This is a genomic window from Streptomyces mayteni (genome assembly GCF_054783955.1).
Map to the genome: position 1 here is coordinate 70,395 of NZ_BAAGPR010000005.1, position 24,254 is coordinate 94,648.

26 protein-coding genes are annotated in these 24,254 nt (G+C 71.4%); 20 read left to right on the forward strand and 6 right to left on the reverse strand.

Features of this window, described 5'->3' with window-relative positions:
* The first annotated feature begins 133 nt into the window (after nucleotides 1–133).
* The 16 genes from rpmE to ACYVPE_RS03970 all read left to right on the forward strand — a co-directional run bounded on the left by rpmE (nucleotide 134) and on the right by ACYVPE_RS03970 (nucleotide 14,394).
* Nucleotides 134–358: a 50S ribosomal protein L31 gene (rpmE, locus tag ACYVPE_RS03895; RefSeq protein ID WP_461031948.1), complete on the forward strand. Its 225-nt coding sequence runs from the start codon at nucleotides 134–136 to the stop codon at nucleotides 356–358.
* Between the two features lie 131 nt (nucleotides 359–489).
* Entirely contained in the window at nucleotides 490–1,560 is a 1,071-nt protein-coding gene (gene prfA, locus ACYVPE_RS03900; RefSeq protein ID WP_461031949.1) for a peptide chain release factor 1, read from the forward strand.
* A 7-nt stretch (nucleotides 1,561–1,567) separates the two neighbouring features.
* Nucleotides 1,568–2,491 (forward strand): peptide chain release factor N(5)-glutamine methyltransferase, encoded by a 924-nt coding sequence (gene prmC / locus ACYVPE_RS03905; protein ID WP_461031950.1) that lies wholly within the window; start codon nucleotides 1,568–1,570, stop codon nucleotides 2,489–2,491.
* A 17-nt stretch (nucleotides 2,492–2,508) separates the two neighbouring features.
* Complete coding sequence (locus ACYVPE_RS03910; protein ID WP_461031951.1) at nucleotides 2,509–3,156, forward strand: L-threonylcarbamoyladenylate synthase; 648 nt, start codon at nucleotides 2,509–2,511, stop codon at nucleotides 3,154–3,156.
* Between the two features lie 41 nt (nucleotides 3,157–3,197).
* Nucleotides 3,198–3,860, forward strand: coding sequence for an arsenate reductase/protein-tyrosine-phosphatase family protein (locus ACYVPE_RS03915; RefSeq protein ID WP_461032033.1), 663 nt, complete (start codon nucleotides 3,198–3,200; stop codon nucleotides 3,858–3,860).
* A gap of 31 nt (nucleotides 3,861–3,891) precedes the next feature.
* Entirely contained in the window at nucleotides 3,892–5,463 is a 1,572-nt protein-coding gene (locus tag ACYVPE_RS03920; RefSeq protein WP_461032034.1) for an MraY family glycosyltransferase, read from the forward strand.
* 200 nt (nucleotides 5,464–5,663) lie between these two features.
* Nucleotides 5,664–6,089, forward strand: a complete 426-nt coding sequence (locus tag ACYVPE_RS03925) for a hypothetical protein (protein WP_461031952.1) — start codon at nucleotides 5,664–5,666, stop codon at nucleotides 6,087–6,089.
* A gap of 240 nt (nucleotides 6,090–6,329) precedes the next feature.
* Nucleotides 6,330–7,124 (forward strand): F0F1 ATP synthase subunit A, encoded by a 795-nt coding sequence (gene atpB, locus ACYVPE_RS03930; RefSeq protein ID WP_461032035.1) that lies wholly within the window; start codon nucleotides 6,330–6,332, stop codon nucleotides 7,122–7,124.
* A gap of 68 nt (nucleotides 7,125–7,192) precedes the next feature.
* A complete protein-coding gene (gene atpE, locus ACYVPE_RS03935; protein WP_461031953.1) occupies nucleotides 7,193–7,438 on the forward strand; it encodes an ATP synthase F0 subunit C in 246 nt (81 codons plus the stop codon).
* Nucleotides 7,439–7,484: 46 nt separating this feature from the next.
* A complete protein-coding gene (locus ACYVPE_RS03940; protein ID WP_461032036.1) occupies nucleotides 7,485–8,045 on the forward strand; it encodes a F0F1 ATP synthase subunit B in 561 nt (186 codons plus the stop codon).
* Between the two features lie 177 nt (nucleotides 8,046–8,222).
* Complete coding sequence (locus ACYVPE_RS03945) at nucleotides 8,223–9,047, forward strand: F0F1 ATP synthase subunit delta (RefSeq protein WP_461031954.1); 825 nt, start codon at nucleotides 8,223–8,225, stop codon at nucleotides 9,045–9,047.
* 165 nt (nucleotides 9,048–9,212) lie between these two features.
* On the forward strand, nucleotides 9,213–10,784 hold the full coding sequence (gene atpA, locus ACYVPE_RS03950; RefSeq protein WP_461031955.1) for a F0F1 ATP synthase subunit alpha: 1,572 nt from the start codon (nucleotides 9,213–9,215) through the stop codon (nucleotides 10,782–10,784).
* Between the two features lie 3 nt (nucleotides 10,785–10,787).
* Nucleotides 10,788–11,717, forward strand: coding sequence for a F0F1 ATP synthase subunit gamma (locus ACYVPE_RS03955; protein ID WP_461031956.1), 930 nt, complete (start codon nucleotides 10,788–10,790; stop codon nucleotides 11,715–11,717).
* Between the two features lie 2 nt (nucleotides 11,718–11,719).
* Nucleotides 11,720–13,174, forward strand: coding sequence for a F0F1 ATP synthase subunit beta (gene atpD / locus ACYVPE_RS03960; protein ID WP_461031957.1), 1,455 nt, complete (start codon nucleotides 11,720–11,722; stop codon nucleotides 13,172–13,174).
* A gap of 281 nt (nucleotides 13,175–13,455) precedes the next feature.
* Nucleotides 13,456–13,839: a F0F1 ATP synthase subunit epsilon gene (locus ACYVPE_RS03965; RefSeq protein ID WP_132818115.1), complete on the forward strand. Its 384-nt coding sequence runs from the start codon at nucleotides 13,456–13,458 to the stop codon at nucleotides 13,837–13,839.
* A 108-nt stretch (nucleotides 13,840–13,947) separates the two neighbouring features.
* Entirely contained in the window at nucleotides 13,948–14,394 is a 447-nt protein-coding gene (locus ACYVPE_RS03970) for a DUF2550 domain-containing protein (protein ID WP_461031958.1), read from the forward strand.
* A 159-nt stretch (nucleotides 14,395–14,553) separates the two neighbouring features.
* Here the strand turns inward: ACYVPE_RS03970 and ACYVPE_RS03975 are convergent, their stop codons facing one another.
* The 3 genes from ACYVPE_RS03975 to ACYVPE_RS03985 form a co-directional block, all read right to left on the reverse strand.
* A complete protein-coding gene (locus ACYVPE_RS03975; RefSeq protein WP_461031959.1) occupies nucleotides 14,554–16,161 on the reverse strand; it encodes a glycosyl hydrolase family 18 protein in 1,608 nt (535 codons plus the stop codon).
* Between the two features lie 217 nt (nucleotides 16,162–16,378).
* Nucleotides 16,379–17,047 carry a response regulator gene (locus ACYVPE_RS03980; protein ID WP_461031960.1) on the reverse strand — a complete coding sequence of 223 codons (669 nt, stop codon included), beginning with the start codon at nucleotides 17,045–17,047 and terminating at the stop codon, nucleotides 16,379–16,381.
* Nucleotides 17,044–18,291 (reverse strand): sensor histidine kinase, encoded by a 1,248-nt coding sequence (locus tag ACYVPE_RS03985; protein ID WP_461031961.1) that lies wholly within the window; start codon nucleotides 18,289–18,291, stop codon nucleotides 17,044–17,046. The genes ACYVPE_RS03980 and ACYVPE_RS03985 overlap by 4 nt, the downstream gene beginning before the upstream one ends.
* A 155-nt stretch (nucleotides 18,292–18,446) precedes the next feature.
* Here ACYVPE_RS03985 and ACYVPE_RS03990 point away from each other — a divergent pair, with 155 nt between their 5' ends.
* Nucleotides 18,447–19,019 carry a hypothetical protein gene (locus tag ACYVPE_RS03990; RefSeq protein WP_461031962.1) on the forward strand — a complete coding sequence of 191 codons (573 nt, stop codon included), beginning with the start codon at nucleotides 18,447–18,449 and terminating at the stop codon, nucleotides 19,017–19,019.
* Between the two features lie 279 nt (nucleotides 19,020–19,298).
* Here the strand turns inward: ACYVPE_RS03990 and ACYVPE_RS03995 are convergent, their stop codons facing one another.
* Together ACYVPE_RS03995 and ACYVPE_RS04000 are read right to left on the reverse strand one after the other, a co-directional pair.
* Complete coding sequence (locus ACYVPE_RS03995; protein WP_461031963.1) at nucleotides 19,299–19,502, reverse strand: DUF397 domain-containing protein; 204 nt, start codon at nucleotides 19,500–19,502, stop codon at nucleotides 19,299–19,301.
* On the reverse strand, nucleotides 19,499–20,335 hold the full coding sequence (locus tag ACYVPE_RS04000; RefSeq protein ID WP_461031964.1) for a helix-turn-helix domain-containing protein: 837 nt from the start codon (nucleotides 20,333–20,335) through the stop codon (nucleotides 19,499–19,501). The genes ACYVPE_RS03995 and ACYVPE_RS04000 overlap by 4 nt, the downstream gene beginning before the upstream one ends.
* Nucleotides 20,336–20,424: 89 nt before the next feature.
* Here ACYVPE_RS04000 and ACYVPE_RS04005 point away from each other — a divergent pair, with 89 nt between their 5' ends.
* Both ACYVPE_RS04005 and ACYVPE_RS04010 read left to right on the forward strand, forming a co-directional pair.
* On the forward strand, nucleotides 20,425–20,952 hold the full coding sequence (locus tag ACYVPE_RS04005) for an ATP-binding protein (RefSeq protein WP_461031965.1): 528 nt from the start codon (nucleotides 20,425–20,427) through the stop codon (nucleotides 20,950–20,952).
* Entirely contained in the window at nucleotides 20,949–21,371 is a 423-nt protein-coding gene (locus tag ACYVPE_RS04010) for a hypothetical protein (protein ID WP_461031966.1), read from the forward strand. Before ACYVPE_RS04005 ends, ACYVPE_RS04010 begins: the two co-directional genes overlap by 4 nt.
* Here the strand turns inward: ACYVPE_RS04010 and ACYVPE_RS04015 are convergent.
* Nucleotides 21,331–22,350, reverse strand: coding sequence for a LacI family DNA-binding transcriptional regulator (locus tag ACYVPE_RS04015; protein WP_461031967.1), 1,020 nt, complete (start codon nucleotides 22,348–22,350; stop codon nucleotides 21,331–21,333). The two genes, ACYVPE_RS04010 and ACYVPE_RS04015, sit on opposite strands and share 41 nt — an antisense overlap.
* A 195-nt stretch (nucleotides 22,351–22,545) precedes the next feature.
* Between ACYVPE_RS04015 and ACYVPE_RS04020 the strand changes: the two genes are divergently transcribed.
* Entirely contained in the window at nucleotides 22,546–24,216 is a 1,671-nt protein-coding gene (locus tag ACYVPE_RS04020) for an HAD family hydrolase (RefSeq protein ID WP_461031968.1), read from the forward strand.
* The last annotated feature ends 38 nt before the right edge of the window (nucleotides 24,217–24,254 follow it).

The following is a 24,254-nucleotide window of genomic DNA, read 5'->3' on the forward strand; positions in this document are numbered from 1 at the left end:
CGGGGGGAATAGCGGGGGCAGGGGGGCCGTTTTGGAGGGTGCGCACCAGTGCTGGCAGACTGGAGCGTCGGCCCCGGTTCACGGCGCGCATCCCGCGTGCCGACCCGGCGCCCTCCCGAACCTAGGAGACACCGTGAAGCGCGACATTCACCCGGCGTACGTCGAGACCCAGGTCAGCTGCACCTGTGGCGCGTCGTTCACCACCCGGTCGACCGTGAGCAGCGGGACGATCCGGTCCGACATCTGCTCGGAGTGCCACCCGTTCTACACCGGTAAGCAGAAGATCATGGACACCGGTGGCCGCGTGGCCCGCTTCGAGGCGCGCTTCGGCAAGAGCGCCGGGTCGAACCGGAAGTAGCGACCCCGACGGCGCCGGGCCCGGCCGCCCGACCTGGAAGACCAGGCGGTGGCCGGACCGGCGCTTTTCGTATCAGTAAGAGGGGCGCGTCCCCTCAAGCCCCCGTTACGCAGAGCTCAGGAGCAGCCACGATGTTCGAGGCGGTCGAGGAACTGGTCGGCGAGCACGCCGACCTCGAGCGACGGCTCGCCGACCCCGCGATCCACGCCGACCAGGCGACCGCGCGCCGGCTCGGCAAGCGGTACGCCGAGCTGACCCCGATCATCACCGCCTTCCGCGCCTGGCGGGGGACCGGCGACGATATCGAGACCGCCCGCGAACTCGCCGCGGAGGACCCGGAGTTCGCCGACGAGGTCAAGCAGCTCCAGGCCCGCCGCGAGGAGTTGACCGACGAGCTGCGGCTGCTGCTCGTCCCGCGCGACCCGAGCGACGACAAGGACGTCATCCTGGAGATCAAGGCCGGCGAGGGCGGCGACGAGTCGGCGCTGTTCGCCGGCGACCTGCTGCGGATGTACCTGCGGTACGCGGAGCGCGTCGGCTGGCGGACCGAGGTCATCGACGGCAACGAGTCCGACCTCGGCGGCTACAAGGACGTCTCGGTGGCCGTGAAGAGCCGCGGCACCCCCGAGCCCGGGCAGGGCGTGTGGGCCAGGCTCAAGTACGAGGGCGGCGTGCACCGGGTGCAGCGGGTGCCGGCCACCGAGTCCCAGGGCCGCATCCACACCTCGGCCGCCGGCGTGCTGGTGCTGCCGGAGGCCGAGGACGTCGAGGTCGAGATCAACCAGAACGACCTGCGCATCGACGTCTACCGCTCCTCGGGGCCCGGCGGCCAGTCCGTCAACACCACGGACTCCGCGGTCCGCATCACGCACCTGCCCACCGGCATCGTCGTCTCCTGCCAGAACGAGAAGAGCCAGCTCCAGAACAAGGAGCAGGCGCTGCGGATCCTCCGCGCCCGGCTGCTGGCCGCCGCGCGCGAGGAGGCCGACCGGGAGGCGTCCGACGCCCGCCGCAGCCAGGTGCGGACGGTGGACCGCTCGGAGCGGGTGCGCACCTACAACTTCCCGGAGAACCGGATCTCGGACCACCGGGTGGGCTTCAAGGCGTACAACCTCGACCAGGTGCTCGACGGCGAGCTCGATCCGGTGATCCAGGCGTGCGTGGACGCCGATTCCGCCGCCAAGCTCGCGGCGGCGCAGTGAGCGTGAGATGCGTAGGGTGGGCGACGTGACTGCATCGAGCGGACCTTCCCCCGACGTCCGGCCAACCGGCGGGCGTGGGGCGCCTCGTTCCGTGCTGCTCGCCGAGGTGGCCAGGGCCACCCAGCGGCTGGCCGACGCCGGGGTGCCATCGCCGCGGTACGACGCCGAGGAGCTGGCCGCGTTCGTGCACGGCACCGAGCGCGGCAGGCTGCACTCCGTCGCCGACGCCGACTTCGACGCCCGCTACTGGGAGGCGGTGGCCCGCCGCGAGGCGCGCGAGCCGCTCCAGCACATCACCGGCCGGGCGTTCTTCCGCTACCTCGAACTCCAGGTGGGGCCAGGTGTCTTCGTGCCCCGCCCGGAGACCGAGTCGGTGGTGGGCTGGGCGATAGACGCGGTGCGCGCCATGGACGTGGCCGAGCCGCTGATCGTCGACCTGTGCACCGGCTCGGGCGCCATCGCGCTGGCACTGGCCCAGGAGGTGCCGCGCTCCCGGGTGCACGCCGTCGAGCTCGACGAACGGGCACTGGAGTGGGCGAGAAGGAACGCCGAGGGATCCCGGGTGGTCCTGCACCACGGGGACGCCCGCACCGCCCTGCCCGAGCTGACCGGGCAGGTCGACCTGGTGGTCTCCAACCCGCCCTACATCCCGCTCGGCGAGTGGGAGCACGTGGCGCCCGAGGCCAGGGACCACGATCCCGAACTGGCGCTGTTCTCGGGCGAGGACGGCCTCGACACCATCAGGGGCCTGGAGCGGGCGGCGCACCGGCTGCTGCGCCACGGTGGGATGGTGGTCATCGAGCACGCGGACACCCAGGGCGGCCAGGTGCCCTGGATCTTCACCGAGGACCGCGGCTGGGCCGACGCCGCGGACCACCCCGACCTCAACAACCGGCCACGATTCGCCACCGCCCGCCGGGTCGCGCGGTGAGAGGAGGACCCTCAGTCATGGCACGTCGTTACGACTGCTCGGACCCGGTCGACCGCAAGCACGGGCTCCGGGAGGCGGCGTCCGCCGTGCGGCGCGGCGATCTGGTCGTGCTGCCCACCGACACCCTCTACGGGGTCGGGGCCGACGCCTTCAACACCAGTGCGGTGGGCGACCTGTTCGAGGCCAAGGGGCGCGGCCGCGGCATGCCGTCGCCGGTGCTGATCGGCTCGCCGAACACGCTGCACGGGCTGGTCACCGACTTCTCCGAGCGCGCCTGGGAGCTCGTCGACGCCTTCTGGCCCGGCGCGCTCACCATCGTCGCCAAGCACCAGCCGTCCCTCACCTGGGACCTGGGGGAGACCCGCGGCACGGTCGCGGTGCGGATGCCGCTGCACCCCGTCGCCCTCGAACTCCTCAAGGACTTCGGCCCGATGGCGGTCTCCAGCGCCAACCTCAGCGGCCACGCGCCGCCCATCGACTGCGACGGCGCCAAGGAGATGCTGGGCGACGCGGTGGCCGTCTACCTCGACGGCGGCCCGACGCTCGACACCGTGCCGTCCTCGATCGTCGACGTCACCGGGGAGGTTCCGGTGCTGCTGCGCGCCGGGGCGGTGAGCGAGGAGGAGCTGCGCAAGGTCGTCCCCGATCTGGAGACCTCGCATTGACCCCGCCCGCGGCCAGCCCCGCGGACACCGGAAGCACCGGCATACCGGCGTCCGAGGCGCCCGGCGCTCCGCGGCAGGTCTTCCGGATACTGCACGTGAGCACGGGCAACGTGTGCCGGTCGCCGATCACCGAGCGGCTGACCCGCCACGCCCTCAGCGACCGGCTCGGTGGCTTCGCCGGCGGTGTCGTGGTGGAGAGCGCGGGCACCTGGGGGCACGAGGGAGCTCCGATGGAGGCGCACGCGGCGGAGCTGCTCGCCGAGTACGGCGCCGACGCCGGTGACTTCTTCGGCCGGGAACTGCTCGACGAGCACGTGATTCAGGCCGATCTGGTGCTCACCGCGACCCGGGACCACCGGGCCCAGGTGATCTCCATGGGGCACTCGGCCGGCCTCCGCACGTTCACGCTCAAGGAGTTCACCCGCCTGGTGCGGGCCATCGACATGGCCACGCTGCCCGCCGCGTCCTCGCCCGAGGGCCTGGTGGAGCGTGCGCGGGCGCTCTCCCGGGCGGCCGCCGCCCTGCGCGGCTGGCTGCTGGCGCCCAACGCGGAGGCCGACGAGGTGCAGGATCCCTATGGTGCCCCGTTGCCCTATTTCCGCAGCATCGGCGAGGAGATCAGCGTGGCGCTCGATCCCGTCGTCACCGCGCTGACCGGGGTGCCGTCGCGCGCTCCGTGGCGGTCGAGGGGGGCGCGGGCATGAGAGGGTGTTCGGCGGTAGTCCAGCGAGACCACTGGGGCATCTTGTGCGCGAATACCTGTTGACCCTCTGTGTCGCGGCCGCGGTCACCTATCTGTTGACGGGTCCGGTGCGGAAGTTCGCGATCGCCTGGGGCGCGATGCCGGCGATCAGAGCGCGGGACGTCCACCGTGAGCCCACCCCGCGGCTCGGCGGCATCGCGATGTTCGGCGGGTTGTGCGCCGGCCTGCTGGTGGCTGCCCAACTGGAGAACATCGGCGAGGTGTTCCTGACCTCGGACGAGCCGCGGGCGCTGCTCTCCGGGGCGGCGCTGATCTGGATCGTCGGCGTGCTCGACGACCGGTACGGCGTGGACGCGCTGCTCAAGCTGGGCCTCCAGATGATCGCGGCCGGCGTGATGGTGCTCCAGGGCCTGACCATCCTGTGGCTGCCGGTGCCCACGGTGGGCATGGTGGCGCTGACCCCGCTCCAGGGCACGCTGCTCACGGTGGCCATCGTGGTGGTCACCATCAACGCGGTGAACTTCGTGGACGGCCTCGACGGCCTGGCCGCCGGCATGGTCTGCATCTCGGCGGCGGCGTTCTTCCTGTACGCGTACCGCATCTGGTACGGCTACGGGATCGAGGCGGCCGCCCCCGCGACGCTCTTCGCGGCCGTGCTGATGGGCATGTGCATCGGCTTCCTGCCGCACAACCTGCACCCGGCGCGGATCTTCATGGGCGACTCGGGGTCGATGCTGCTCGGCCTGGTGCTGGCCGCCGGCGCGGTGTCCATCACCGGCCAGGTCGACCCGGACGCGATGGGCCTCGACCTGACCGGCCGGGAGCGCACCGTGCAGCAGGTGCCGGTGTACATTCCGCTGCTGCTGCCGCTGACGATCATCGTGGTGCCGTTCATGGACCTGGTGCTGGCGATCGTGCGCCGCACGTGGAACGGGCGCTCGCCGTTCAGCGCGGACCGCGGCCACCTGCACCACCGGCTGCTGGAGATCGGCCACTCGCAGAGCCGGGCCGTGCTGATCATGTACTTCTGGTCGGCGCTGATCTCGTTCGGCGCGGTGGCGTACTCGGCGCAGGCCGCGAACGAGTGGGCCAGCGCGTGGATCGTGCCGTTGGTGGTGGTGCTGAGCGCGGTCGGCCTGGTCGTCCTGCTGATGCCGCGCTTCACGCCGCGCGCCCCGCGGTGGGCGGAGCGTCTGGTGCCACCGCGCTACCGGCGGACGCCTGCCGGCGCGACTGGCTCGAAGGAACGGGAGGTGGCCGCCCCGCCGGCGAGTGACGCGGCCGCGGCCGCCGAGCCGCCGGCTTCGCCAGCGAGGTCCGCCGGGGCGGACAGCCGCGCGGCCGCCGTGGCGCCCGCTGTGTCTGCCGGCGCGACCGGTTCCAAGGGCCCGGAGGTGGCGGCCCCGCCGGCGGCCGAGGCGCCTGCCGGCGCCGAACCGGAGCATGGCGAGGCTGCGGCCCCGGCCGCGCCCACGGCCGTCGCGGAGCCGGCGGTGGATTCGCCGGTCAAGCCCGCCGCAGGCGACCGGCGGCCACAGGGGGCGACGGCGATCGGGGACCGGCAGCGGTCGCCGCGGCGGCGGAAGATCGACAGTCGGTCGTGAGCGTGACGTTCGGGCGTCGGGGCGCTTAGCAGATGGTGATCGTCCCGTCAGCTCCGCAACGGTTTGATTACCTCTCCCGTGTGAGCCCCTGCACACGAACTGGGTAAAGACCTCATCAAATAGTTTGTGATAGCGTTCACGAAACGCTTGTCAATTCGTCAACGACGACAGTCCCCAAAGCCCGTCGGAGAAACACTTCCATGCAGTCCAACGACGCCGCGATCGTCCGTGGCGCCGCGATCCCCACTGCCGCGGTAGGTGTGCTCGCCGTCGCCATCGGCGCGGTCGTGGCCGGGGTCGACGGTGCCGTCGGGGTAGCCCTCGGGGTGCTCCTCGCCGCCCTCTTCTTCGGCGGAGGTCTGCTCACCCTCGGGTATGTCGGCCGGCGCTGGCCTGAGCTGTTCTTCGGCGCGGCCTTCATGACGTACACGACGCAGATGGTCCTGCTGGTCGTCGCGCTCCTCCTGCTGCGCGACGCCTCGTTCCTCAACCCGCGCGCGTTCATCATCGGCGTGGTCGTCGGCACCGTCGCCTGGCTCGGTGGCCAGGTTCGGGCGCATGTGCGCATCAAGTCCCCCTACGTGGTGCCAGAGTCCACGGGTTCGTCGCCTGGTGGGCGGCCATGAGCGGCAGTGGTGACAGCGGGGGCTGTATAACGAGCCTCGCCGCGTGCTGCTATCGTCCGTCGCCGAGAGCCGAGTCGAGGCAGGCGCGCGTGCTGTGCGGGACAGCGGTGCATGTGCCGACCGGCGTTTCTCCCGCCACACCCAGTCCAGTGCCGTTCCGTGGCATGCCGCCACGCCGACACATCGAGGTTGCCGTATTCATGCGTCACGCCGAGGGAGCTCACGGTGAGTAACGAGGAAGTGCTCGCCTTCGAGACCGATTGCCATCTGTTCAACGACTGCGGCTTCCCCGCCCCGTCGGTGTGGTCGTTCCTTTTCGAACCGATCGTGACCATCGGTCCGATCGAGTTCAACAAGATCATGCTGCTGGCGCTCCTCGGCACGGTGGCGATCCTCACCTTCTTCTGGGCCGCGTTCGCCAACCCGAAGGTCGTGCCGGGCAAGCTGCAGATGGTCGCCGAGGCCGGCTACGACTTCGTCCGCCGCGGTGTCGCCCGCGAGATCATCGGAAAGAAGGGTGAACCCTTCGTACCGTTCCTGGTCTCGCTGTTCTTCTTCGTCTGGGTCATGAACGTGTGGGCGGTCATTCCGTTCGCCCAGTTCCCGGTGACCTCGGCCATCGCCTTCCCCGCCGTCCTCGCCGTCGTGGTGTGGGTCGTGTACATGACGGTGACGTTCAGGACCAACGGCTTCGTCGGCGGCGTCCGCAACCTCTGCGTCCCCAGCGGGCTGCCCAGGCCGATCTACGTGATCCTGACGCCCATCGAGTTCTTCTCGAACGTCCTGCTGCGGCCCTTCACGCTGGCGGTCCGGCTCTTCGCCAACATGTTCGCCGGTCACCTGCTGCTGCTGCTCTTCATCACCGCCACCTGGTACATGCTGGGCAGCTTCGTCGGCACGCTCTACGCGATCCCCGCGTTCGTGTTCGCGCTGATCCTGACCGGCTTCGAGCTCTTCATCCAGGCTCTGCAGGCCTACGTCTTCGTCGTCCTGACGGCCAACTACCTCTCCCAGGCGCTCGAAGAAGCGCACTGAGAGCCCCAAGCAACATCCCCGGTGGGCGCTCACCCCACCGGCCCACCACAGAGAAGGATAGAACGGACATGTCCGCAGCTTTCGAGACCATCGCCGCCGCCTCCGGGATCAAGGGCAGCCTGAACACCATCGGCTTCGGCCTCGCCGCCATCGGCCCCGGCATCGGCGTCGGCATCGTCTTCGGTAACGGCGTGCAGGCCATGGCTCGGCAGCCCGAGGCCGCCGGCCTGATCCGTACCAACATGCTGCTCGGCTTCGCGGTCATCGAGGCGCTGGCGCTGATGGGCTTCGTGCTCGCCTTCGCCAACCCGTGATCCGGCCCGCCGCTCTTTAGACGAGAGGTCCACCCACATGATCGAGATGATCGAACTGGCGGCATCGGAGCCCAACAGCCCGCTGCTGCCCGTGTGGCCTGAGGTCGGTATCGGTCTGATCTGCTTCGGCATCATCTTCTTCGCCTTCTACAAGAAGCTGCTGCCGAACATCAACAAGACCCTCGACGAGCGCCGCGAGTCCATCGAGGGCGGCATCGAGAAGGCCGAGTCCATCCAGGCCGAGGCCCGGCAGACGCTGGACAGCTACAAGGAGCTGCTCGCGGAGGCCAGGCACGAGGCCGCGCGGCTGCGCCAGGAGGCGCAGGAGCAGGGTGCCGCGCTCATCGCCGAGATGCGCGCGGAGGGGCAGCGGCAGCGTGAGGAGATCATCGCCGCCGGTCACACCCAGATCGCGGCCGACCGCCGGCAGGCCACCGAGCAGCTGCGGCAGGACGTGGGCCAGCTGGCGATCGAGCTCGCCGGCCGGCTGGTCGGGGAGTCCCTGGAGGACCACGCCCGGCAGAGCCGCACCATCGACCGTTTCCTCGACGAGCTCGAGGAGCAGGCCGACGGCTCGGTTCCGAGCCGTACCGAGGCCGGTCGATGAGTTCCACCAGCAACGGGTCGAGCCGCCGGGCCGGTGCCCGGCGGCGTCCGGCCCGTGAGCAGCGAGTGCGACAGGGAGAGGGAGAGACCGGATGATCGGAACGGCGAGCCGCCGAGCGAGCCGCGCCGTCGTCGTGGCTCACCCTTTTCAGGCGAGTGAGAAGGGGAGCGTGACCGCATGATCGGCGCGAGCCGAGAGGCCGTCGAGGCCGCGCGTGAGCGGCTCGACGCGCTGACCGACAACACCCGCGTGGACGCCGCCGACCTGGCCTCCGACCTGGCCGCGGTCACGGCGCTGCTCGATCGCGAGACCGCGCTGCGGCGGCTGCTGACCGACCCGGCGCAGTCGGGCGAGCGCAAGGCCGAGCTGGTCGGCCGGCTGCTCACCGGGCAGGTGAGCGGCGAGGCCGTCGACCTGGTCTCCGGCATGGTCAGGTCCCGCTGGACCGCCTCCCGGAACCTGGTCGACGCGGTGGAGCAGCTGGCCGAGGCGGCCGACCTGATCGCCGCCGACGAGGCCGGCGCGCTGGACACGGTGGAGGACGAGCTGTTCCGGTTCGGCCGGATCGTCGCCACCTCGCCGGCGCTCAGCGCGGCCCTCAGCGCGAAGGACACCGACTCGGCGCGAATCGCCGCCCGGGCCGGGCTGATCCGCGAGCTGCTGGGCGGCCGGGCCCACGAGGTCACGATCCGGCTCGTCACGAGGCTGGTGGAACGGCCGAGGGGACGTAGCCTGGACAGTGGGCTGGACGCCCTGTGCTCGCTGGCCGCGGCGCGGCGAGGCCGCTCGGTCGCCGTCGTCACCTCGGCGGTACCGCTCAGTGACGCTCAGCGACAGCGGCTCGGCGACACGCTGACCCGGCTGTACGGCCGGCCGATCCAACTGAACCTGGACGTCGACCCGGCGGTCATCGGCGGGATCTCGGTGCGGGTGGGCGACGAGATCATCCACGGCACCATCGCCGACCGGCTGGACGAGGTCAACCGGCGGATGGCCGGCTGAACCGGCCTGGGGGCACTCCCCCAAGGGGGGCACCCCCACCCGGACGAAGTCTGGGGGAAGCCGGCGCGCCTGCGGGCGCCACCAACTCAAGAAGCAGTACTCGCGGCCCGAGTTGGGCCGTAGTGGACGTACTTACGGGCCCAACAAGGAGAGCAGGGAACCCAGATGGCGGAGCTCACGATCCGGCCGGATGAGATCCGGGACGCACTGGAGAACTTCGTCCAGTCGTACACGCCGGACGCGGCCTCGCGCGAAGAGGTCGGGACGGTCAGCGTTGCCGGTGACGGCATCGCGAAGGTCGAGGGGCTGCCCTCGGCCATGGCGAACGAGCTGCTCGAGTTCGAGGACGGCACCCTCGGCCTCGCCCTCAACCTCGAGGAGCGGGAGATCGGCGTCGTCGTCCTCGGTGAGTTCAGCGGCATCGAGGAGGGTCAGCCGGTGCGCCGCACCGGCGAGGTCCTCTCGGTGGCCGTCGGCGACGGTTACCTGGGCCGGGTCGTGGACCCGCTGGGCAACGCGATCGACGGGCTCGGCGAGATCGAGACCACCGGCCGTCGCGCCCTGGAGCTGCGCGCGCCCAGCGTGATGCAGCGCAAGTCGGTGCACGAGCCGATGGAGACCGGCTACAAGGCCGTCGACACCATGACCCCGATCGGCCGTGGCCAGCGTCAGCTGATCATCGGCGACCGGCAGACCGGCAAGACGGCGCTCGCGGTCGACACGATCATCAACCAGCGCGACAACTGGCGTTCCGGCGACCCGAACAAGCAGGTCCGCTGCATCTACGTGGCGATCGGCCAGAAGGGCTCCACCATCGCCTCGGTGCGTGGCGCCCTGGAGGAGGCCGGCGCGCTCGAGTACACCACCATCGTGGCGGCTCCGGCGTCCGACCCGGCCGGCTTCAAGTACATCGCCCCCTACACCGGCTCGGCCATCGGCCAGCACTGGATGTACGAGGGCAAGCACGTCCTGATCATCTTCGACGACCTCTCGAAGCAGGCCGACGCCTACCGCGCCGTCTCCCTGCTGCTGCGCCGCCCGCCGGGCCGCGAGGCGTACCCGGGTGACGTGTTCTACCTGCACTCCCGGCTGCTGGAGCGCTGTGCCAAGCTCTCCGACGACATGGGCGCCGGCTCGATGACCGGCCTGCCGATCGTCGAGACCAAGGCCAACGACGTCTCCGCGTTCATCCCGACCAACGTGATCTCGATCACCGACGGTCAGTGCTTCCTGGAGTCCGACCTGTTCAACGCGGGCCAGCGCCCGGCGCTGAACGTCGGCATCTCGGTCTCCCGCGTCGGTGGCTCCGCGCAGCACCGGGCGATCCGGCAGATCACCGGTTCGCTCCGCGTCGACCTGGCCCAGTACCGCGAGCTTGAGGCGTTCGCCGCCTTCGGTTCCGACCTGGACGCGGCCTCCAAGGCGGCCCTGGCCCGTGGCCAGCGCATGGTCGAGCTGCTGAAGCAGGAGCAGTACAGTCCGTTCCCGACCGAGAACCAGGTGGTCTCGGTGTGGTCCGGCACCAACGGCCTGATGGACGACATCCCGGTCGGCGACATCCGTCGCTTCGAGCGCGAGCTGCTCGACTACCTGGGCCGTGAGCACAAGGCCCTGATGACGTCGATCCGCGAGGGCGGCAAGATGTCGGACGACACCGTCGAGGCCGTCCGCGCCGCCGTCACCAAGTTCAAGTCGCAGTTCGAGACGGCGGACGGCAAGCTGCTGGGCGAGGGCTGATCCATGGGCTCCCAGCTTCGGATCTACAAGCGGCGGATCAAGTCGGTCTCGGCGACCAAGAAGATCACCCGCGCCATGGAGATGATCGCGGCCTCGCGCATCATCAAGGCGCAGCGCCGGGTGGCCGCGGCCACGCCGTATGCCGACGAGATCACCAACGCGGTGACCGCGGTGGCGTACGGCTCCGAGGTGAAGCACCCGCTGACCACCAAGATCGAGCGGCCGCGGCGCGCCGCGGTGCTGCTGATCACCTCGGACCGCGGCCTGGCCGGCGGGTACTCGTCCAACGCCATCAAGGCGGGCGAGCACCTGACGGGCGAGCTGGTCGCCTCCGGCATGGAGGTCGACACGTACATCGTCGGCCGCAAGGGCGTGGCGTACTACGGGTTCCGTGAGCGGCCGATCACGCAGTCCTGGACGGGCTTCACGGACAACCCGACGTACGCGGACGCCAAGGACGTGGCGGCGCCGCTGATCGAGGGCATCCGGAAGGACACCGACGAGGGCGGCATCGACGAACTCCACATCGCGTACACGGAGTTCGTCTCGATGATCAGCCAGACGCCGGTGGAGCGCCAGCTGCTGCCGATGGAGATCGTGGACACCGCCGAGGAGTCCGCCGAGGTCTTCAAGCGCGGCGGCGCGCCGCGTCCGCTGTACGACTTCGAGCCGTCGGCCGAGCAGGTGCTCGACGCGCTGCTGCCCGGGTACGTGGAGAGCCGGATCTACACGGCCATGCTCCAGGCGGCCGCCTCCAAGCACGCCGCGACCCGCCGGGCGATGAAGTCGGCGACGGACAACGCCGAGGAGCTCATCAAGTCGCTCACCCGGCTTGCCAACGCGGCCCGCCAGGCCGAAATCACCCAGGAAATCACCGAGATCGTCGGTGGCGCGAGCGCCTTGGCCGACGCGACCGCGGGAAGTGAACGCTAACCATGACCACTGCTGCTGAGGCGGCCACCAGCCAGGCCGCGGCCACGGGCCGGATCGCCCGAGTCATCGGTCCGGTCGTCGACGTGGAGTTCCCCGTCGACGCCATCCCGGACATCTACAACGCCCTGACGGTCGAGGTCGAGGACCCGGCCGAGAAGGGCACCACCAGGACGCTGACCCTCGAGGTCTCGCAGCACCTGGGCGAGGGCCTGGTGCGCACCATCGCGCTGGAGCCCAACGACGGCCTCGTCCGGCAGGCGCCGGTCACCGACACCGGCCGGGGCATCTCGGTGCCGGTGGGCGACGTGACCAAGGGCCGGGTGTTCAACACCCTGGGCCAGATCCTGAACGACCCGGAGGCCGAGTCCGAGGTCACCGACCGGTGGGAGATCCACCGCAAGGCCCCGGCGTTCGACCAGCTCGAGTCGAAGACCGAGATGTTCGAGACCGGTCTGAAGGTCATCGACCTGCTGACCCCGTACGTCAAGGGCGGCAAGATCGGCCTGTTCGGCGGCGCCGGGGTGGGCAAGACCGTGCTCATCCAGGAGATGATCATGCGTGTGGCGAAGCTGCACGAGGGCGTCTCCGTGTTCGCCGGCGTCGGCGAGCGCACCCGCGAGGGCAACGACCTGATCGCGGAGATGGAGGAGTCCGGTGTGCTCCCGCAGACCGCGCTCGTCTTCGGCCAGATGGACGAGCCGCCGGGCACCCGCCTCCGGGTGGCGCTCGCCGGCCTGACCATGGCGGAGTACTTCCGCGACGTCCAGAAGCAGGACGTGCTGTTCTTCATCGACAACATCTTCCGCTTCACCCAGGCCGGTTCCGAGGTGTCCACGCTGCTCGGCCGCATGCCGTCCGCGGTGGGCTACCAGCCGAACCTGGCGGACGAGATGGGCGTGCTCCAGGAGCGCATCACCTCGACCCGCGGTCACTCGATCACCTCGATGCAGGCGATCTACGTGCCGGCGGACGACCTGACCGACCCGGCGCCGGCGACCACCTTCGCCCACCTGGACGCGACGACGGTGCTCTCCCGCCCGATCTCGGAGAAGGGCATCTACCCGGCGGTCGACCCGCTGGACTCCACCTCCCGCATCCTGGACCCGCGGTACGTCTCGCAGGACCACTACGACTGCGCCTCCCGCGTCAAGGGAATCCTGCAGAAGTACAAGGACCTCCAGGACATCATCGCGATCCTCGGCATGGACGAGCTGAGCGAGGAGGACAAGCTCACCGTCCAGCGGGCGCGTCGTATCGAGCGCTTCCTGTCGCAGAACACCCACGCGGCGAAGCAGTTCACCGGTATGGACGGCTCGGACGTGCCGCTCGACGAGTCGATCGCGGCGTTCAACGCCATCGCGGACGGCGAGTTCGACCACTTCCCCGAGCAGGCGTTCTTCATGTGCGGTGGCCTGGACGACCTGAAGGAAAAGGCCAAGAAGCTGGGCGTCTCCTGATCCTGGTCCGCTAGGTCCTGCCCGGACGGTCTTCGAGGATCAGCCCGCGGCGTCAGATGCGGTGCATCGCAAGGCGCCGGATCGCAGCTCATACTTGTCGTATTCGCGCGATTCGGTAACGCAGCGAGGTGCCGTAGCTGGCGTCGCGGGCCCGAAGAAGATCGTCTGGGTAGGGCCTAGGGGCGGGGTGGCCCAGGTCCTCGAAGGACCGGGTGGGCACCCCGCCCCACGGGTGCCAGGGGGCGCCAACTATTCTTTAGCAAGGAGAGAGGGGAGCCATCGTGGCTGAGCTGCACGTCGAGTTGGTCGCCGCTGACCGGCAGGTCTGGTCTGGCGAGGCCAGCCTGGTCGTGGCGCGCACCACCTCGGGCGACATCGGCATCATGCCGGGCCACCAGCCGCTGCTCGCGGTGCTCCAGCCGGGCCCGGTGACCATCCGCACGGCCGGCGAGACCGGCCAGGGCACCGTGGTGGCCGCCGTGCACGGCGGCTTCGTCTCCTACACGGACGGTAAGCTGTCGCTGCTCGCGGAGATCGCGGAGCTGTCCGAGGAGATCGACGTCGAGCGAGCCGAGCGAGCCCTGGAACGGGCGAGGTCGGAGGCGGACACGCCCGCTGAGCGGCGTGCCGACGTGCGGCTGCGGGCCGTGGCGGCGAGCCGCTGACGCGGGGCCGGCCGCCAGCGGCCGGCCATCATCTTCGGCAGGCGTATTCGCGGGAGTCATCGGGGCAGCCGGCACGGGACACGGCACGAGGCGAGGAGGTCGATCGGATTGGTCCTCGCTCTGCTTGTGTCGGGTGCGGCGCTCGCGCTGCTGGTGCTCGGGCTCTTCGGCTTCGGGATGCGCCGGCGGCTGATCCAGCGGCTGGGCGGCACCTTCGACTGCAGCGCGCGCTTCACCCCGCCGCGCGCCGGCCAGTCGCAGGGCAAGGGCTGGCTCTACGGGGTGGCCAGGTACAACGGCGACCACGTGGAGTGGTTCCGGGTCTTCTCCTACGCGCTGCGGCCGCGCCGCACCCTCCAGCGGGACCGCATCCAGGTCCGGGACCGGCGGCAGCCGGTGGGCGAGGAGGAGCTGGCGCTGCTGCCGGGCGCGGTGGTGCTGAGCTGCCGGCACGACGAGTGGGACGTGGAGCTGGCGATGAGCGAGGACGCCCTCACCGGCTTCCTGGCCTGGCTGGAGGCGGCGCCACCCGGGCAACGGGTCAACGTGGCGTGACGGTGTCCTGACGGTGGGAACGGGCGTGATCGCGTCCTGACGGTGGGAACGTGAGTGCGGCCGGGACGGCGGTTGGTCAGCCGTCCCGGCCGCGGTCTTTTGGTCCCCGGCCGGCAAGTGGGGCGTGCCGGCCGGGGAGCGTCGGGGATCGGGGCGGTGCTAGCCGCCGAGCCCCTGGCTTATGGCGTGTGCCAGGGCGCCGTTCGAGCTGTCGCCCGAGAACTCCCAGAAGAAGCCGCCACCCAGGCCCTGTTGGCGGGCCCACTGCATCTTGCTGACGACGGTCGCCGGCGTGTCGTAGCTCCACCACTGGTTGCCGCAGTGCGCGTAGGCGGTGCCGGCCACGGTGCCGGTCGCCGGGCAGCGGGTGGCGAGGACCTTGTAGTCCTCGATGCCCTGTTCGTAGGTTCCGGGCGCCGGTCCCGTGGCGCTGCCGCCGGGTGCGGCCTGGCTGACGCCCGTCCAGCCTCGGCCGTAGAAGCCGATGCCGAGCAGCAGTTTCTCGGCCGGCACGCCCTGGGCACGGAGCGCGCTGATGGCGGCCTGCGAGGTGAAGCCCTGGGTCGGAAGACCGTTGTACGAGGTCAGCGGCGAGTGCGGGGCGGTGGGTCCTGTCCCTGCCCAGGCGCCGAAGAAGTCGTAGGTCATCACGTTGAGCCAGTCCGCGTACTGGGCGCCGTAGGCGTAGTCGGAGGCGGAGATCTTGCCGCCGGGCGAGCCGTCGGCGGTGATGGCCGCGGTGACCAGCTGGTCGCCGAAGACGTCGCGGAAGGCGCGCATCATGTCGCCGAAGGCCCGCGGGCCGCTGCTGTCACAGCTCAGACCGCAGCCGTTGGGGTACTCCCAGTCCAGGTCGATGCCGTCGAAGACGCCGGCCCAGCGCGGGTCGTTGACCAGGTCGTAGCAGGACTGGGCGAACCGCTGCGGGTCGCGCATGGCCTCGGTGAAGCCGCCCGACCAGGTCCAGCCGCCGAAGGACCACAGGATCTGGATGTCCGGGTAGCGCTCCTTGAGCTGCCGCAGCTGGTTGAAGTTGCCGCGGAGCGCGCCGGTGTCCCAGGTGTCGGCGACGCCGCTGACGCTCTCGGCGGCGCTGTAGGCCCGGTCGTAGGCGGCGTAGGTGTCGCCGATCGCGCACTCGCCGTTGGTCACGTTGCCGAAGGCGTAGTTGATGTGGGTGATCTCGTCGGCGGTGCCGGAGTCCACGATGTCCTTGACGTGGTAGTCGCGGCCGTAGACGCCCCACTCGGCGAAGTAGCCGAGGTTGATCTGGCCGTCGGGCGGGGCGCTGCCGCCGTCGTCACCGCCGCCGCCGTCACCTCCGTCGCCCCCGTCGTCGCCGCCACCGCCGTCGTCCCCGCCGCCGCTGCCGTCACAGGGCTGGCCGTTGAGGAGACAGTTGGCGGGAGCGCCGCCGCCGCTGCCGTTGAAGCCGAAGCTGGCGGTCTGGCCGGGGGCCAGGGTGCCGTTCCAGCCGGCGTCACGGGCGGTCCAGTGGGTGCCGCTGTTGCTGACGCGGGCGTCCCAGGAGCTGGAGACGGCGGTGCCGGCGGGGAAGTCCCACTCCAGCGTCCAGCCGTTCATGGTCTCGGTGCCGGTGTTGCTGACGGTCCACCGGCCCTCGAAGCCGGTGCCCCAGTCGGTGGTCCTGGCATAGGTCGCGGTGGCGGTGGCGGCCTGGGAGGGGCCCGCGACGGCCACGATCCAGGCGAGGGGAAGGGCGAACACCGCGAGGACGGCGGTGATTCGGCGTCTGACGCGTGACAAGGAAGGCTCCTTGGGTCGGCCGGTGAGGATGTGGGGGAGGCCCCCGAGGGGGCCGGGTCCGTGCCGTGGAGCGGTGCATCGACCGCGTGCGATTAGCCGTGAGAGTAGAATGGTCCAGACCAACGGTCAAGAGGTCTGTACCACCGGCGACTTGGGGCCGGCCGGTGCCGTGCCCTGGGGGATCCCCAGGTGCCCTCAGAGGGTCTTCAGGGGGTCTTCACGACGCCCGGCCGCCGGCGAGGCCCGTCTCCTGGGCCAGCACCGCGGCCTGGACCCGGCTGCGCAGCCCCAGCTTGTTGAGGATCCGGCTGACGTGGGTCTTCACGGTGGCCTCCGCCATCCCGAGGCGCTCCGCGATCCCCGCGTTGGAGAGCCCGGCCCCCACGTGCGCCAGCACCTCGCGCTCCCTGGGGGTGAGCGAGGCGAGCCGGGCCGCGTCCGGTGAAGGGCCCTGCGGGGCCGGGGAGTTGCGGGCGAACTCGGCGATCAGCCGGCGGGTGACGGCGGGCGCGATGGTGCCCTCGCCGGCCGCCACCGTGCGCACGGCGGCGAGCAGCGAGGCGGCGTCGCTGTCCTTGAGCAGGAAGCCGCCGGCACCGGCGCGGAGCGCCCCGAACACGTACTCGTCGAAGTCGAAGGTGGTCAGCACCAGCACCTCGGCCAACTCCTCGGCGACGATCCGCGCGGTGGCCGAGACCCCGTCGAGCACCGGCATCTGGATGTCCATCAGCACCAGGTCGGGCCGCAGCTCCCGGGCGAGCGCGATCGCCTGCTCGCCGTCGGCCGCCTCGCCGACCACCTGGATGTCGGGCGCGCTGCCCAGGATCAGCACCAGGCCCTGCCGCACCGCCGCCTGGTCCTCGGCGACCACCACCCGCACGGTCACGCGCTCTCCCTGGTGTTCTCCCTGGTGTTCTCGCGGGTGCTCTGCCTGACGCCCGCCGGGACGGCGGCCGGGTTGTCGAGCAGCGGCAGCCGGGCGTGCACCCGCCAGCGGGGCGCGCCGTCGAGGCCGGGCTCGGGACCGGCCGCGAACGCGCCGGCCAGCAGCTCCACGCGCTCCCGCATCCCGATCAGGCCGGCGCCCGAGCCGGGCGCGCGGCTCGGCGCGTCCGCCCCGTAGGGGCTGGTGACGGTGACGGTCAGCACGGCCGCGTCCTGCGCGAGGCCCACCTCGACCTCGCCGGGCGCCGCGTGCTTGACCGCGTTGGTCAGCGACTCCTGGACGATGCGGTACGCGGCGAGCTCGATCGGGGTGGGCAACTCGGCGCCCGCCGGGCGCTCGTCCCGCGCGGTGAAGCGGAGCCGGCCTGCGCCGCCGTCCCCCGCGCGGCGGAGCAACGCCGGCAGGCCGTCGAGGCTCGGCGTCGCCTCGGGCTCGCCGCCGGCGCCGGACTCCCGCAGCAGGCCGATCAGCCGCCGCATCTCGGCGAGGCCCTGGGTGCTGTTCTCCCGGATCACGGACAGCGCCTGCCGGGTCGCCTTCCGCTCGTCGAGGGTGAGGGCGGCGGTGGCGTGGATCGCGATCGCGGACAGGTGGTTCGCCACCATGTCGTGCAGCTCCCTGGCCATCCTGGACCGCTCGCCGGCCACCGCCTGCACCCGGTCCATCTCGGCGAGCAGCGCCGTCTGCTCAGCGCGCAGCCGCTCGGCGGCCGCCGTGTCCTGGTGGTGGCGGAGCATCAACCCCGTCCACGCGGGGGTGGCGGTGACGGCGGAGACCGCCACGCCGAGGATGACGGCCTCGGGGGTGCGCAGCCAGAGCACCGCGACCACGGTGGCCAGGATGCTCAGCGCCACGCTGCCGTGCGTGACGACCCTGCCGAAGCGCGGCCGGCCGTAGAGCGTGGCCGCGTAGACCACGTCGGTGAACATCAGCAGCACGGCGAGCAGGCCACCGAAGGCGACATCGGCCACGAGGGCGCCGACGGCCAGCGGCAACGCCACCTCGGGCCTGGTGCGGCGCAGCAACTCGGCGCCGCACATGGCGAGCAGCCCGACCAGCACCAGCGGACCGTGCGGCCGGCCCAGGAACATGTACAGACCGAAGACGACGCCGAACAGCCCCCCGGCCAGGCCGGCCACCGCGATCCACACGTCGTGGTGGTGGGGGCGGGGTGGGCGGCGCATGCGTCTATCGAAACACGGTCGGCGGGGTGACCGGGACCACCCTGCGATCTACATCGAAGGATGCAGACGGCCCCCTCCGGATCCGCATCGGAGGGGACGCGCGGGAGCGCCGCCGGGGCCGAACATGGGAGCAACGGGGGAGAGGAGCCGTACACATGATCGTCGCGTTCATCCTGGCCGCCGAGATCGCCTTCTGGGTGGTTCTCGCGGTCGGCCTGGCCGTCCGCTACCTGCTGCGCAGGCGGCGCACCAGCACGGTGCTGCTGCTCGCGGTGCCGCTGATCGACGTGGCGCTGCTCACCGCGACCGCCTGGGACATCAGAAACGGCGGCGAGCCGTCCTACGCGCACGGCCTGGCCGCGCTCTATCTCGGCTTCACGGTCGCCTACGGCCACTCCATGATCGCCTGGGCCGACGCCCACGCCGCCCACCGCTTCGGCGGCGCCCCCAAACCGCCGAAGATCCAGCGGTACGGAAAGGAGCGCACGGCGTACGAGTGGCGCCTGTGGACACGAACGCTGATAGCCGGCGTCATCGCGGTCCTGGTGATCGAGGCGATGATCCTCGTCATCGACGACGCCAGCAGCACGACCCCCCTGCGGGGCACGGAGGGCGCGGCCCTCCGCGCCATCGCCATCCACGCGGCGGTCGCGCTCTACTACACAATCTGGCCGGGCAAGGCCCCGACGAACGAGGCCGTGCCGGACGCGGAGGCGCCGGCGCGGTGACCCCGGGTGGGGGCGTCTCCCACCCACCCGCCCCTCCTCCGCGCTCCGCGCGGAGGGGGGCGCGGCGGCCCCTGCGGGCCTGGTCCGCGGCGGCTGCGTCGCCGGGCCAACGCTGACGGCTTCGTGCCGGGGCCGTGTCTTACCTTCGCTGGGGGGTGACAGGCTGCCGCTCGAACGGGGCGATTTCGTTCGATGCCTCTGCGCGGCCCTCCAGGCAACGAAGAACCCCGCCTGTCGCCTGGGGCGGTCGGCGGGGTTCAACAGTGGTTCGTGAACCTCTCAGCCCTTGAGCTGCACCACGAACGCTGTCCAAGCTGCCTCGGGCAGGACGAGGGCGGTGTGCGGGTTTTTGCTGTCCCGCACGGGGACGACGCCGGGGAGGCCGTCCACGACCTCGACGCACTCGCCGTTGCCCTGGCTCCTCCGGGGCTTGCGCCAGGCGGCGCGGGCGAGGTCCATGCCCCGGCCCTCTTGGCTGTTCATAGCTCCTTCTTCACCATGTTCCGGATCATCGCCAGCGTCTGCGGGACGCTCATGGCGTTCGCTCGTAGGTTGTCGAACAGGACCTCGTACCGCTGAGTGTCGCCCGGGTAGGGGTCGCTGTTGGCTTCGACATAGACCACATCGGGATCTTCCTGATGCGGGAACCGCAAGATATTGAACGGCCCCTCCAGTGTCCCAGGATGGGCACCGGAAGAGAAGGGAATGGCCTGGAGCAGGACGTTCGGCAGGTCTGCCAGCTCCAGCAGTCGATCAAGCTGCTCGCGCATCACCTCGGCCCCGCCGACCAGTCTGCGCAATGCTGATTCGTCGAGCACGGCGCGCACCTCAAGCGCGTTGGCTCCGGTGAGTACCTGCTGGCGCTGCATCCGTACATCCAGACGCTGTTCCAGAGCTTCTTCCGACAGGCCGGGAACGGTCGCCCGGTTGATCTCCTCGGCGTAGCGGCTCGTCTGGAACAGCCCTGGGATGACGTTCTGGTACGTGAGCATGGACTCCGCCTCGGCCTCCAGCCCGATGTAAGTCGAGTAGGGGACGTCGCTGTAGAGCTGCCACCACCCCTTCTTGCGCGCCTCGCGCGTTAGCTTGGCCAGCTTCTCGCGCTGCTCCGGGTCATCCACGCGGTAGAGGTCGAGGAGTCGCGTCACGTCAGCCGGCGTTGGAGTGGAGCGCCCAGCCTCGATCCGCGACAGCTTCGACGCCGACCACTTCAGACTCCTCGACGCCTCGCTCCCTTTCATGCCGGCGGCTTCGCGGAGTCGCCTCAGTTCGAGGCCAAGTCGGCGGCGCCGGACCACCGGGCTCGCAGTCGTCATGGGCACAGTCTGCCACTGCCGAGCGCACTCCCACATCCAGATGCAATTGCATCCTTAGGTGGGATTGCGCTCAACTCTTCAATAACGGCATGCTGTTCAACGACAAGGAGCGCCCGCAAGCAACATGGGCGTCAGCTTCGTGCGCCACCTCCACACCTCGGCGTGCGATGGCCGTGGAGGTGCCGATGCAAGTCACCGAGCGAACCCCCAGCGGCATCCGCAGCTGGTCATTCACTGCGCGAGCCGACGAGATCCCGACCTGGCGTCATGCCGTAGCTGGCGTGCTGCGCGGTTGGCGGGCTGACGAGAAGGCCGTCGAGCTGGCCGCGTTCGGTATCTCCGAGTTGCTGTCCAACGTGATCAAACACGTCCGGGATCGGCGGTGTTGCCTCCGCTTGGTCCGGACCGGGGAGCAGGTCTCCATCCAGCTCTTCGACCGATCACCGGCGCCGCCTGTGCTTGGAGAGCCGGCCTGGGATGCCGAGTCTGGTCGAGGCCTGTGGCTGCTCCGGGAGATGTGCCCGCAGGTCGGCTGGCAGACCGCGCCGCCCGGTCTGGGCGTGAAGTGTGTCTGGTTCACATGCCCGTTGACGAACGACAAAGAGGTGGAGCGGTGAGCTTCCCGGAGTTGGACAGCTTCATTGACCTTCCAGAGGAGCTGGAAGACGATCTGATCGCGATCGGCAACACGCTTCCTGCCTGGAGCGTGGAGGGCACCTTCCTGGCACATTCCACGATCGAGCGCTACCGGACCGAGCTGGATACGGCTCCGCTGTTCGGTGACATCAAGGACCGTCTGCTCCCCCTGCTGGGCGAGGCCGCTGGCGGATACGCCGTCGTGCGGCTGCGTAACGTCGCTCGGGCATTGGGGATTGGGGACCGGTTCCTGCGCTTGGCGACGGCGAGTCTCGCCGAAGGGCAGGTGGGTGGGGGCCAAACCCGCGGGACGTCGACACGCGCGCCGCGCGGAACAGGGGGCGGGTGGGTGGGGAGACTCACCCGGTCGGAGCCGCCCCCGTCGACGCCCGTGGGATGAGCGTCGGCGGCAACACCTCGCGGCGGTCCGCCGTGCGGCCGCCGAGTCGCTCGAGGAGCAGCGTCACCGCGAGCCGCCCCATCGTGGCGCGTGGCTGGTCGACGCTGGTGAGCCGGGGCCGCACGGTCTCGGCGAGCCCGGTGTTGTCGTAGCCGACGACGGACAGCCGGTCGGGCACGGGGATGCCCAGCGCGTGGGCCCGGTCGAGCACGGCGAGCGCGGCCAGGTCGTTGACGGCGAAGACCGCCGTCGGCGCCGCCGCGTCGAGGAGTTCGGCGGCGGCCGCCGCCCGGCGGCCCGTGTCGTCGCCGATCGGCTGGTCGGCGGCCTCGGCCGCCGCGCCGGCCCGCCGCACCGCGGCGAGGTAGCCGTCCCGGCGGGCCCTGGCGGCCGGCCGCCGGCTGCCGGCGAGGTGCGCGATCCTGCGGTGGCCGAGACCGGTCAGGTGCTCGACGGCGGCCGTGGCGCCGGCCGCGTCGTCGTTGGCCACGGTGTCCACGCCCGTCGGATGCTCGGCCGGCCGGCCCACCATGACCACCGGGGCGCGGCGGGCCGCCTCCGTCAGCACCCGCGGGTCGAGCCAGGAGCTGATCACCACCACGCCGTCGACGGAGAGCTGGAGCAGGGCGTCCAACTGCTGTTCGAGTCGGCGGCGGTCGTTGCGCCCGTGGGCGAGCAGCGCGGTGAAGCCCTCGGCGTCCGCCGCCTCCTCGACGCCGGCCACCACCTCCGTGTGGTACGGGTTGGCCAGGTCGGTGAGCAGCACGCCGAGCAGCATGGTGCGCCCCTGGACCAGGCCGCGCGCCAGGGTGTTGGAGCGGTAGCCGAGCTCGTCGGCGACGCCCAGGATCCGGGCGCGGGTCGCGTCGCTGACCCCCTCGTCGCCGCGTAGGGCCAGCGAGACCAGCGACTTGGAGACGCCGGCGGCGGCGGCGATGTCCACGATCGTGGGGCGTCGAGTGCGCCGGCGTTCCGTCACCCAGACATTGTGACCCCCGACGTTCCGGGCCTGGCGGGGCCCCCGGGCCGGCGCCTGGAACGTTCCAGGTCGGTTTGCCGCGGGTTCACCCGGACGCCGGCCTGGGGACCGCCCCCGCCGCCTAACGTCCACCGCGAACATGGCACCGCCCCTTCCCGACGCCGCTCATGAGCGAGGTACTTCCCCTTGGCCCCCTTGGACCCCCTGGATTTCCCGGACCCAGTCGCCCCCGCCCTCGGCGGCCGTCCCGACGCGCTGCTGCTCGACTTCGGCGGGGTGGTCTTCCAGACCCGCCGGCGGCCCGAGGGCCGCGCCGAGGTGGTCGGTCGGCTGGCCGAGGAGCTGGCCCGCGCCGGCCACCGGGCGGACGAGGCGACGCTGCGCCGCTCGCTGGACGCCGGGCTCGCCGCGCTCAAGGACTGGAAGAACGCCGCCGGCCGCCGGCTCGCCCCCGCCGAGCTCGACCACCGGACGATCTGGACCGACTTCCTCGCCTCCGAACTGCCCGAGGCGCAGCGCGCGGTGCTCGCCGGCAGCGCCGGGCTGCTGCTCGCCGAGATGTCGCCGCTGCTCTCCGAGCACGAGGTCAGGCCCGGCATCCCCGAGCTGCTGCGGGTCGCCGCCGATCTGGGGGTCCGGGTCGGGATGGTGTCCAACGCGCACTCCGGGCGCGCCCATCGGAAGCTGCTGCGGGCCGCCGGGCTCGAGGAGTTCTTCGGCGTGCAGGTGTACTCGGACGAGGTCGGCATCCGCAAGCCGCACCCGGAGATGATCGGGCTCGCGGCCCGCGCGCTCGGCACCGTCCCCGAACGCTGCTGGTACGTCGGCGACACCCAGGACCGGGACGTGGTGGCCGGCCGGCGGGCCGGGGTGGCGGCGGTGGTGCTCACCCGCCACCGGCACACCGACCACCCGCCCTACCCGGTGGCCGTGGCGGCCGACGCCGTCTTCGACACGCCCGAGGGCCTGGTCGAACCACTGCGCGCCAGCCGCCCGGCGGCCGCGGCCGCCCCCGCCGAGCCCCAACCCCCGGCCGCCGCCCGCCGGTTGCCGGCCGCGCTGCTGCTCGACCACGGCGGGGTGATCGCCCGCTCCACCGGGACCCCGGACGCCCGTCGGGCGTTCGCCACCCGGCTCGCCGAGCAACTGGCCAGGGCCGGCGCCGCGTTCACCGCGGACGAGGTGGCGGCCGCGATCGAGGCCGGCCGGGAGCGGTACGGCCGGTGGAAGCGGGAGCGGTCGGACGGCGCCGTGGTGCCGGAGATCACGCCGCGCGCGTTCTGGTGCGACCTGGTCGGCCCCGACTGGCCGCCGCACGCCCGGGCGTTCCTGCTGGCCGAGTCGGCCAGGCTCACCCTGGAGTACGCGCGCAGCAAGAGCCACGCCACGATGCGGCCGGGCGTCGCCGAGGCCCTGGCGTTCTGCGCCGAGCACGGCGTCCGGGTGGCGGTCGTCTCCAACACCGTCTGCGGCCGCGCGGTCCGCGAGGAGCTCGACCGCCACGGGATCACGCACCTGATCGGCGCGCACGTCTACTCCGACGAGATCGGCCGCCGCAAGCCCGACCCGGCCACCGTGACCGCCGCCGTCACCGCGCTCGACGTGCCGGCCGCCGACTGCTGGTTCGTCGGCGACAAGCCCTGGCGCGACATGGCGGCCGCCCGCCGCGCCGGCGTCGCGACGACCGTGCTGGTGCGTGGCGGTTCGGCCTCCGACGCCGCCGTCGACGCCGCCCCCACAGGACCGGCCGAGGAGCGCCCCACCCACGTGATCGACGAGATGACGGACCTGCTCGGCCTGTTGGTCGAGGCCAGGACCGCCGACCCGACCCCTGCCCCCACCACCGTCCCCTCCGCGACCTCCTGAACCCCTCACGCCGCACCCCTCCCTCGGCAGCGAAAGGC

Excerpts from the sequence above, each read along its gene's own strand:
- prfA (WP_461031949.1), top strand. The coding sequence starts at position 490 with ATGTTCGAGGCGGTCGAGGAACTGGTCGGCGAGCACGCCGACCTCGAG.
- prmC (WP_461031950.1), top strand. The coding sequence starts at position 1,568 with ATGCGTAGGGTGGGCGACGTGACTGCATCGAGCGGACCTTCCCCCGAC.
- ACYVPE_RS03910 (WP_461031951.1), top strand. The coding sequence starts at position 2,509 with ATGGCACGTCGTTACGACTGCTCGGACCCGGTCGACCGCAAGCACGGG.
- ACYVPE_RS03925 (WP_461031952.1), top strand. The coding sequence starts at position 5,664 with ATGCAGTCCAACGACGCCGCGATCGTCCGTGGCGCCGCGATCCCCACT.
- atpE (WP_461031953.1), top strand. The coding sequence starts at position 7,193 with ATGTCCGCAGCTTTCGAGACCATCGCCGCCGCCTCCGGGATCAAGGGC.
- ACYVPE_RS03940 (WP_461032036.1), top strand. The coding sequence starts at position 7,485 with ATGATCGAACTGGCGGCATCGGAGCCCAACAGCCCGCTGCTGCCCGTG.
- ACYVPE_RS03945 (WP_461031954.1), top strand. The coding sequence starts at position 8,223 with ATGATCGGCGCGAGCCGAGAGGCCGTCGAGGCCGCGCGTGAGCGGCTC.
- atpA (WP_461031955.1), top strand. The coding sequence starts at position 9,213 with ATGGCGGAGCTCACGATCCGGCCGGATGAGATCCGGGACGCACTGGAG.
- ACYVPE_RS03955 (WP_461031956.1), top strand. The coding sequence starts at position 10,788 with ATGGGCTCCCAGCTTCGGATCTACAAGCGGCGGATCAAGTCGGTCTCG.
- atpD (WP_461031957.1), top strand. The coding sequence starts at position 11,720 with ATGACCACTGCTGCTGAGGCGGCCACCAGCCAGGCCGCGGCCACGGGC.
- ACYVPE_RS03985 (WP_461031961.1), bottom strand. The coding sequence starts at position 18,291 with ATGCGCCGCCCACCCCGCCCCCACCACCACGACGTGTGGATCGCGGTG.
- ACYVPE_RS03990 (WP_461031962.1), top strand. The coding sequence starts at position 18,447 with ATGATCGTCGCGTTCATCCTGGCCGCCGAGATCGCCTTCTGGGTGGTT.
- ACYVPE_RS03995 (WP_461031963.1), bottom strand. The coding sequence starts at position 19,502 with ATGAACAGCCAAGAGGGCCGGGGCATGGACCTCGCCCGCGCCGCCTGG.
- ACYVPE_RS04000 (WP_461031964.1), bottom strand. The coding sequence starts at position 20,335 with ATGACGACTGCGAGCCCGGTGGTCCGGCGCCGCCGACTTGGCCTCGAA.
- ACYVPE_RS04005 (WP_461031965.1), top strand. The coding sequence starts at position 20,425 with ATGCTGTTCAACGACAAGGAGCGCCCGCAAGCAACATGGGCGTCAGCT.